The organism is Chryseobacterium contaminans, from assembly GCF_001684955.1.
Taxonomy (GTDB): domain Bacteria; phylum Bacteroidota; class Bacteroidia; order Flavobacteriales; family Weeksellaceae; genus Chryseobacterium; species Chryseobacterium contaminans.
Map to the genome: position 1 here is coordinate 1 of NZ_MAYF01000106.1, position 6,137 is coordinate 6,137.

Sequence of the window (6,137 nt, forward strand, 5' to 3'; positions counted from 1 at the left end):
CCGAAACCATGTAATTGTAAGATTTCCTTTTCAGAATAATCCGACAGTTTTTCCAAAGAATCTATTTTTTCTTTCTTCAGGGCTTTTCTAGCAGGTACTGCAATCACTCCAAGAAGAAAATCCTCCTCAAGATCATAGCTGACAGCATACATGGAATTCAAACTCTTTGACATGATAACCAAATTGATCATGGCGACAAAAAATATTTTAATGATTCTCAACATACTTATGGAAATTATTGAGAATAGCATACCAGCCATCTCTCTGCATTTCCACTGAATTTTGTTTCTCCGGATCGAAAATTTCAATCACTTTTGTGGTATTCTCATCAATCTTATCAAAGATCACTTCTACTTTTCGTCCGTCTTCCATGTGATATTTTATAAGTTCGTGAGGGGTTACTTCGTCATATACTCCTTCAAAATCAAAGGCAAAGCTTTTATCTTTTGCTTCCATTTTGTTTTTAAATTTTCCACCTACCTTCAGATCGTTTTCAGAACTGGGACAATGCCAGCTTTCATGGGCAAAATTCCATTTGGTAATGTGTTTGGGATCGTTGAAGTAATTCCATACTTTTTCTACCGGTGCTAAAATGGTAATGTCTATTTTAATTGGGTCCATAGTTTAATTTTTGATTGAATAAAAGAGCTGCCCGAAAAACGGGCGTCTCTTTTTTATAATTAGTTAAATATAAGATTATTTCCCGTATTGTTCATTATAGTTGATCATCCAATGAACACCATATTTATCCTGGAAGCTTCCAAAATAGTCACCCCAAAACTGGTCTTCAATCGGCATTTCTATATTTCCTCCTTCGGAAAGACCTTTGAATAATCTATCGGCTTCTTCTCTTGAATCCGGGAAAATAGACACATAATTATTGTTTCCTACATTCAGCTTCTGTCCAAAGCTTGGAACAATATCGGAAGCCATTAAAAGGTCATTTCCTATAGGCAATGCAATATGCATTACTCTGTTTTTTTCTTCTTCAGAAAGGTTTTCAGTACCGGGAGCATTTCCCATTTTATGAATTTCGCCTGCGAATTCACCTCCAAAAACAGATTTGTAAAAATTGAAAGCTTTTTCAGCTGTACCATCGAAATTTAGGTACGGATTTAATTTTGCCATGATTTTTAATTTTAAAATGTTATGTTTTGTTTAAACACAAATGGCACCAATGGTTTCACAAATGACACGAATGGTAATGTGAAAAAAAATGCAATTAGTGATTATGTTGATTTAAAAATGTTTCTACTTCTTTGACTGTAAAATTGACCAGGTTTTCATTGAGGCTGCCATCGAAATCAGCCATCATATACACTCCATGGGTTGCAGGAAGAATCATTAATTGTGAGCCTTCTACCAATCGCCACATGGCAACGGTATGTTCCGGTTTCATTACGTCCTTATCTCCACTGATGAACAGGGTTGGTGATTGAATGGAACTTAGCACTTCATCATCCCAATCCACAAAGGTTTGCATTCTTTTACTGTCTTTATCAAATAGATTTTCCAGCTTGGAAAAGTCAGGATTAAGGTTTAAAAAATTGATTTTGAAAGGCTCCGGCATAGATTCAAAGGTGGCTTCCGCCATCATTTCAAAGAAGCCATCCATCATTCCTTCTCTTTTATAAAATGCTGAGGCAACCACCAGCTTTTCTACAATTCCCGGATGACGGTGTGCGATCTGCATTACAGTACTTCCACCATTACTGAATCCCCAGAATGAAGCTTTGTGAATAGTAAGTTCTGCCAGAAGTGCCGCCACATCATCAGCATCCTGCTCAAATGTTTCGGGAATATCGCGGTGCTCACTTCGTCCATGATTCTGAAGGTCTATTCCAATGAGTTGAAATTTATCTTCCAATCTGGCAATAACCTCTTTAAAATCATATAAAATAGAAGATCCGCCTCCATGAATTAAAACCAGAGGCTTTCCGGAACCATAGATTTCATAATACAGCTGGATTCCGTTAACGTGTTTATATCCTTTTTCTACCGGGCTCATAGTTAATAGGTAAGGTTTTCATCTACGTCATACTTCATTCCCGGATAGTCTAAAATTCTTCGCATCAAACCGATTTGCCCACTGAGATAGTCTTCACGGCCTATGCACATTCCGACAAAGTTGAGTTTGGTTTCTTTAATAAAAGGAATATTCATCCCTATTTCAAAGATTTCATCAAGCTCTTCGTCTGTTACTTCAAACAGCTTCTGATATACTTTTGCAGAAATATCATGGAAATTTTTCTTTAAATCAGCTAATGTTGGATATTGGTAGCTTTCATCCAATGCTTTCCCCTGGAAAAACAGGTCATTATTAGGGTCCTGCTCCTGGAGTCCTAATACCGCTCCCAAGCCATAGCGCATATTCACAAAGTTTCCTGCCATCCAAACAATGTGATTGGTTTTGTTTTCAATTCTTTTCAATGCATCTTCTTCCGAAATGCCATCCAAAACGTTCACAAAGCTTTGGGTATGCATTCTGTAAGCCGGAATAATGAGCTCTATTTTTTTTGATTTTGGTGTGTTCATTGTTTTATTCTTTTAGTTAGAAACTAGATATTTTGAGTTTTCCAACAGTCTTATCATTGATTTTGCTCTCTCGCTGATTTTGCAGATTAAGCAGACTTTAAACGTTTATTTTATGGCTCCGGGTTTTCCCAGAAGCCGACGAATATATCCCAATTGTCCACTGTGATAATTCTCGTGGAAACAAAGCGTTGCGATATCGTTAATCTGTTCTGAACGGAAGTGCTCAAGGTTTGCTAATTTTTTATCCAGGTTTTCCTGGGATTGTTTCAGGTATGACTTCAATTCTTCAAAATTGACAAACTCATCTTTTCTTTCTAAAGCAATAGCTCCCCTGTTATATCCTGAAAATACTTCTCCATCCCAGACAGGCTCTTCGCCCAAAATATTAAGCAAGCCATTTCTTACATAGATAAGATGCCCTAAGACCCAATTCATACAGTTGGCTTCACCATTAGGAAAAATCATTGATTCCTCATGAGTAATCCCTTCTATGTTGATAAGTATCACTTTATAGGTTACACCTACCTGATGCTTCACCAATTCTATCTCATTTGATTTTGTTTCCATATCTCAGTGATATTTTGATTAAACTATTCTGTAGGCAATTTAGAAAGATCTGCATGCATTACTTCCCACTGATGTCCGTTTAAATCAGCAAAGGCACTTTGATACATCCATCCGTGGTCCATAGGTTCACTGTATTGGGATCCACCATTCTCTATGGCAGTTTTAACGATCCAATCTACTTCTTCACGGCTGTCAACACCAATGGCAAGAAGTACCTGAGTGGTATCTCCTTTGGCAAAAGGTCTGTTGGTAAAGGTCTGGAAAAATTCTTCTTTAAGAAACATGGTGTAGATATGATCTTCTTTCATCACTACACACACTGCTTTATCATCCGAAAACTGCTCGTCAATAGAAAAGCCAAGCGTTGTCCAGAATTCTCTGGTTTTTTGTACGTCTTTTACAGGTAAATTGACATAGATTTGATTGATTTTCATTTTTTATAATTTTGGTGTTAAACTTTTAACCAAAATTACCAAGGCCTAATGAAAATCTACTTGTCATAGGGCAAGATTTAAATTTTCTTGGGATGGGAGACCAATTCTTTACGGATTCTGCTCAGAGAAGTGTCTGTTACTCCAAGGTAAGAGGCAATCTGTTTTAATGGGGCAAACTGTATAACTTTGGATTTCTGCCCCAACAGGTTCAGGTATCTTCTGGTAGCTGATAGGGTGAACATTTCTACGGATCTTTGCTTATAATCGAAAAGCTCCTTAGACATCCATGCTCTTCCCCATTCTCTTAGGTTGGGAATTTTGTGGAATAGCTCCTGAAAAGTATCGTAATCCAATTTCCAGCATTCGCAATCTGTGATACAAACAATATTTTCCTGTGTTGGAATCCTTTGAAACATGGATAAGACCTCAATAATCACTTCATTTTCTACGAAAAAATGGGTGGTTACTTCATTTCCATTAAAATCATTGACAAACGAGCGGGCCAGGCCGGTGTCCAAAATATAATATTCATTGGCCATCTTGCCTTCCTCAAGAATAAAATCACCTTTCTGAAAAGACTTTTTTTCGTGAGCCTGAAATATTTCATCAAGTTCTTCCTGAAGAAAAAAAGGAAAATCATAGCATATTTCAAGGGATTTGTGAGTCATTTGGTCAATTTTTTTAAGACTTTAAAAATAAAATTTTTAATTGAATTAATCGCAATTATTATTAAACAAAATACTTTAATTACGAACAGATACCATATATATCATTGAATTGATGATCACTTAACAAAAAGAGACAATTAAACAGAGATTTGATTAAGGAGTAGACCACCCCGTCAAATCATAGATTTGACACCTCTCCGGTGGAGGGAAATGGTTATACGGATGTTTGTCGTTATTGTAACGGGAATTAAGACTTAGGAAAATGGGTAACTTAACTTTATTTAAAATAAAGAGAGCTGAATAGGTTTAGGTGGCGTGGGCTTTTGAGCGTCACCCATTACTGTTTTTCCTCCAAAACGCCATGAGTTCTGACGTTCTTCTTCAATGACTTCCTGAACATCAAAATCCGGGGTAAAATCCTTTTCAGCTTTGGTAACAATTTCATGAAGTTTATTTAAGGTATTCAGCTTATCTGAATTTCCCAATTTTGATTTTTCAATTCCTTTTCTGAGAATACTGATGCTTTCATCGTATACATTTACCGGAACCGGGAATGGATGCCCGTCTTTTCCTCCATGAGCAAAGGAAAATCTGGCAGGATCGGTAAATCTTGATGGTGTTCCATGAATAACCTCACTTACCAGCGCGAGAGACTGCATGGTTCTTGGCCCTACTCCCTCCAGCATCAGTAAATCTTCAAAATTCTGAGGCTGCTGTTCACGGGTGATGTACAAAAGTGCCCCCAGACGTTTAAGATCTACATCAGACGCCTGCACGTCATGATGGGCAGGCAGTATTAATCGTGAAAAATCTTTCATCACGTCTATAGAATCTGTGTGTGAAATATCCAGAATACCTTTTCTGTTTCCTGCGGCCTCGGAATCAGTAAGATTGAGAATACGTCCTCTTGAAATCCCGTTAATTCCGGTATGTGGTTCTTCTACAAATGATGTTATATTTTCAGAATGCCAGTGGTAACGCCTTGCGGTTCCATCAGAATCGTGCATTCCCTGTTGAATGACACTCCAATTTCCGTTGTCTGACAGAATAAAATTGTGCAGGTATAACTGATATCCATCCTGAATGGCTGTATTATCAACCTTAGCAGAGAGTTTACTGGCTCTTACCAGGTCATTTCCATTCAGTCCTGTTTTTTCTGCAATCTGAATGAGTTCTGATGGTGTTTCCCTGGAAAATTTCCCTTTTCCGCCACAAATATAAAGCCCTAATGACTGGGAATTAGGATTAATGGAACGTTTCAAAGCCCCCATTACTGAAGTAGTTATTCCTGAAGAATGCCAGTCCATGCCCATCACCGCTCCAAAACTTTGAAACCAAAACGGATCAGCCAGTCTGCGAAGCACCTCATCTTTACCATAATCAGTCAGGATGGCTTCAACAATAGAAAGCCCAAGAACAGACATCCGTTCATACAGCCATGGCGGCACTTTGCCATAGTGAAGGGGTAAATCTGCAGTTCCTGAACGTTTCATTTTTCAATTTTGGAAAAACAAAGTTAGGCTTAATATTCCAAATGGATACTGATCTGAGTCAATAAAAATATGCCTCGAAAATTGGTCGCGAATTCTTTAACTATCTTTTTCTAATAAGTTATTCATGCGAATGAAAGACTAAAGTTCCATGCTTTTCATCATCAAACTTTTCATTGAAAATAATTTTATTTCCAAACGGATCATAGACTGTGAAAGAAACCGCGTCATAGAACGTTTTTTCAAGTCCGGGACGGTTGTACTTATAGTTTTTATCAATAAGTTCTTTATGGTATTCCGCAACGCCTTCACCTCAAATGAAAATACGGCTTCCGGGACTTGCATCTCCATGATGTTCACTTAAATGAAGGATGATATTTCCTTTTTTCACTTCTAAATAAGCAGGCATATTTTCTTCAAAACGGTGTTCCCAGACGATTTCA

The 6,137-nt window shown here is 37.5% G+C and carries 8 protein-coding genes and 1 pseudogene; all 9 read right to left on the reverse strand.

All coding sequences use genetic code 11. From position 1 onward, the window contains the following. Window positions 1-207: 207 nt before the first annotated feature. The 9 genes and pseudogenes from BBH99_RS07690 to BBH99_RS22735 all read right to left on the reverse strand — a co-directional run bounded on the left by BBH99_RS07690 (window position 208) and on the right by BBH99_RS22735 (window position 6,133). Window positions 208-621, reverse strand: coding sequence for an SRPBCC family protein (locus BBH99_RS07690; protein ID WP_066694165.1), 414 nt, complete (start codon window positions 619-621; stop codon window positions 208-210). 75 nt (window positions 622-696) lie between these two features. Beyond that, window positions 697-1,128, reverse strand: coding sequence for a VOC family protein (locus tag BBH99_RS07695; RefSeq protein WP_066694167.1), 432 nt, complete (start codon window positions 1,126-1,128; stop codon window positions 697-699). Between the two features lie 94 nt (window positions 1,129-1,222). Further along, on the reverse strand, window positions 1,223-2,008 hold the full coding sequence (locus BBH99_RS07700) for an alpha/beta fold hydrolase (protein WP_066694169.1): 786 nt from the start codon (window positions 2,006-2,008) through the stop codon (window positions 1,223-1,225). Window positions 2,009-2,010: 2 nt separating this feature from the next. Next, on the reverse strand, window positions 2,011-2,535 hold the full coding sequence (locus BBH99_RS07705) for a DinB family protein (RefSeq protein ID WP_066694171.1): 525 nt from the start codon (window positions 2,533-2,535) through the stop codon (window positions 2,011-2,013). Between the two features lie 105 nt (window positions 2,536-2,640). Beyond that, window positions 2,641-3,102 carry a hypothetical protein gene (locus BBH99_RS07710; RefSeq protein ID WP_066694173.1) on the reverse strand — a complete coding sequence of 154 codons (462 nt, stop codon included), beginning with the start codon at window positions 3,100-3,102 and terminating at the stop codon, window positions 2,641-2,643. Between the two features lie 23 nt (window positions 3,103-3,125). Beyond that, window positions 3,126-3,536: a VOC family protein gene (locus BBH99_RS07715; protein WP_066694175.1), complete on the reverse strand. Its 411-nt coding sequence runs from the start codon at window positions 3,534-3,536 to the stop codon at window positions 3,126-3,128. A gap of 77 nt (window positions 3,537-3,613) precedes the next feature. After that, window positions 3,614-4,204: a Crp/Fnr family transcriptional regulator gene (locus BBH99_RS07720; RefSeq protein ID WP_066694177.1), complete on the reverse strand. Its 591-nt coding sequence runs from the start codon at window positions 4,202-4,204 to the stop codon at window positions 3,614-3,616. Window positions 4,205-4,485: 281 nt separating this feature from the next. Further along, window positions 4,486-5,697: a DUF763 domain-containing protein gene (locus BBH99_RS07725; RefSeq protein WP_066694179.1), complete on the reverse strand. Its 1,212-nt coding sequence runs from the start codon at window positions 5,695-5,697 to the stop codon at window positions 4,486-4,488. Between the two features lie 118 nt (window positions 5,698-5,815). Further along, window positions 5,816-6,133, reverse strand: a pseudogene (locus BBH99_RS22735) (glyoxalase superfamily protein). Window positions 6,134-6,137 lie beyond the last annotated feature (4 nt).

Excerpts from the sequence above, each read along its gene's own strand:
- BBH99_RS07720 (WP_066694177.1), bottom strand. The coding sequence starts at position 4,204 with ATGACTCACAAATCCCTTGAAATATGCTATGATTTTCCTTTTTTTCTT.
- BBH99_RS07705 (WP_066694171.1), bottom strand. The coding sequence starts at position 2,535 with ATGAACACACCAAAATCAAAAAAAATAGAGCTCATTATTCCGGCTTAC.
- BBH99_RS07690 (WP_066694165.1), bottom strand. The coding sequence starts at position 621 with ATGGACCCAATTAAAATAGACATTACCATTTTAGCACCGGTAGAAAAA.
- BBH99_RS07695 (WP_066694167.1), bottom strand. The coding sequence starts at position 1,128 with ATGGCAAAATTAAATCCGTACCTAAATTTCGATGGTACAGCTGAAAAA.
- BBH99_RS07715 (WP_066694175.1), bottom strand. The coding sequence starts at position 3,536 with ATGAAAATCAATCAAATCTATGTCAATTTACCTGTAAAAGACGTACAA.
- BBH99_RS07710 (WP_066694173.1), bottom strand. The coding sequence starts at position 3,102 with ATGGAAACAAAATCAAATGAGATAGAATTGGTGAAGCATCAGGTAGGT.
- BBH99_RS07700 (WP_066694169.1), bottom strand. The coding sequence starts at position 2,008 with ATGAGCCCGGTAGAAAAAGGATATAAACACGTTAACGGAATCCAGCTG.
- BBH99_RS07725 (WP_066694179.1), bottom strand. The coding sequence starts at position 5,697 with ATGAAACGTTCAGGAACTGCAGATTTACCCCTTCACTATGGCAAAGTG.